General features: G+C 63.2%; 1 protein-coding gene. It reads left to right on the top strand.

Annotation, left to right across the window (positions count from 1 at the left end):
- Positions 1-2324, top strand: a 2324-nt coding sequence (locus tag XalbCFBP2523_RS15665; RefSeq protein WP_146084139.1) for a condensation domain-containing protein, incomplete at both ends; no start/stop codon positions are given.

The following is a 2324-nucleotide window of genomic DNA, read 5'->3' as shown; positions in this document are numbered from 1 at the left end:
CCCGCACCGGATGCCGACGCGCTGGCGACGCAAGCCTACCTCGCCCCAGAAGGCGAACGGGAAACACAGCTCGCCGATCTCTACCGCGAGCTGCTCGGCGTCGAACAGGTCGGGCGTCACGACAACTTCTTCGCCCTCGGTGGGCACTCGCTGCTGGCGATCACCCTGATTGAGCGTCTGCGCCGACATGGCTGGCACTTGGACGTGCGCGCCTTGTTCAACACGCCTACGTTAGCCAGCCTCGCCAGCACCCTCACCTGCGCGTCCACGCTTCGCATCCCGCCCAATCGCATTACCCCCGATTGCGCCCGCATCACGCCGGACATGCTGCCACTGGTCGAACTCAGCCAAACCGAGACCGATGCTGCCGTGGCGACCGTCCAGGGCGGTGCGCCCAACGTGCAGGACATCTACCCGCTGGCGCCACTGCAGGAAGGTCTGCTATTCCATCATCTAGCCAGCCCAGAAAACGATGCTTACCTCAACAGCACCGTGCTGGCATTCGACACGCGCGCGCATGTGGATGCCTTCGTCGTCGCGCTGGAAACGGTCATCGCACGCCACGACATCCTGCGCACCAGCTTCGCCTGGCAGGGTCTGCACACACCCGTTCAAGTGGTCTGGCGGCATGCGCCACTGCTGTTGCACACCCTCGTCCTTGATGCGCAGGACGTGCTGGCAGCGTTGCAGCAGCACATGGATCCGCTTCGCTTCCGTCTGGATATCAGCCAGGCACCGCTGATCCATGCCGACCTCGTCGAAGATCGCGTGCACGGGCGCTGGCTACTTGGCCTTCATTACCATCACCTGATCATGGATCACACCACACTGGAACTGCTGATCGAGGAGATACATGCCCATCTGCACGGACACCAGCACCGCTTGCCCGCGCCGCTGCCATTCCGCAACTTCATCGCACAAGCACGTCTTGATGTAAGCGAAGCCGAACACCGCGCCTTCTTCACCCAGCAGTTGGGTGATCTGGAAACACCCACCATCCCGTTCGGCCTGTACGAAGTGCGCGGCACCGGCGCTGACATGGAACACAGACTGCGCCCTCTGCCCGATGGCCTGTCCAGCGCTGTGCGCCGTCATGCACACCGACTCAATATCACCCCATCCAGCTTATTCCATCTGGCCTGCGCACTGGTGTTGGCTCAAACCAGCGGCCAGGACGATGTGGTGTTCGGTACGACGTTGTTCGGTCGTATGCAAGGCGGCAACGGTGCCGACCGTGTTCTGGGCATGTTCCTCAACACGCTGCCTATCCGGCTGCAACGCAATGGCCGCAGCGTGGTCGAGGCGCTGCGCCAGACCCAGCAGCAGTTGGCGCAGTTACTCCACCACGAACACGCCCCATTGGCATTGGCGCAACGCTGCAGTGGCATCGCGCCACCAGCACCACTCTTCACCGCGCTGCTCAACTATCGCTATGCCGGTGGCATCACGGCGCAGACACCGGCCGACATAGCGCAGCAGGCACACAACCGGCTTGGCATGGAAATGCTGGCAATGCCGGAGCGCACCAACTATCCACTGGCGATCTCGATCAACGACATCACCGCAACTGGAGGTTTTTCGGTGGATGCGACGGTAGAGCCGCGCATCGGTGCCGAGCGCGTCATTGCGCTGATGCAACACGCGGTGCAGGCGCTGATCCAGGCGCTGGAACGGGCACCGGATACCCCATTGAATACTCTGATGTTGTTACCCGCCGACGAACTGGCGCAGTTGCACAGCTTCAACGCCACCACGGACGATCTCGACGGCAACGGCTTCCTGCATCACACCATCGCCTTACAGGCGCGGCGCACGCCGCAGGCGATCGCGGTCGTGGCGCAGACCCAGGCACTCCACTACGCCGAACTCGATGCCCGCGCCAACCAACTCGCCCATCATCTGATCGGGCTGGGCGTCGTACCAGAACGCATCGTCGCCGTGTGCCTGCCGCGCGGCATTGATCTGATCGTTGCCATCCTCGCCGTGCTCAAGGCCGGCGGCGCTTACCTGCCGCTGGATCCCGATGTGCCATCCGCGCGCCTGAACGCCATGCTCGCCGATGCACGACCCAGTGTGCTGCTCACCCATCGCGATACGGCTGCATCGCTTGCGACGCGCAACGGCATGCACACCGTGCGGCTCGATGTCGAGCAAGAGTTTTGGACCTGTGCGCCAACGCACGCACCCAACATTCCCGCACTACATCCGCAGCATCCGGCCTACGTCATCTACACCTCCGGCTCGACCGGCAAACCCAAGGGCGTGCTGGTCTCCCACCACGCATTGACCACGCGCCTGCACGCCCTGATCGACCTGTACCGACT

Source organism: Xanthomonas albilineans, from assembly GCF_002939705.1.
Lineage (GTDB): Bacteria > Pseudomonadota > Gammaproteobacteria > Xanthomonadales > Xanthomonadaceae > Xanthomonas_A > Xanthomonas_A albilineans.
Note: the sequence above shows the minus strand (reverse complement) of the source record. Positions and strands in the feature narration are given on the sequence as shown.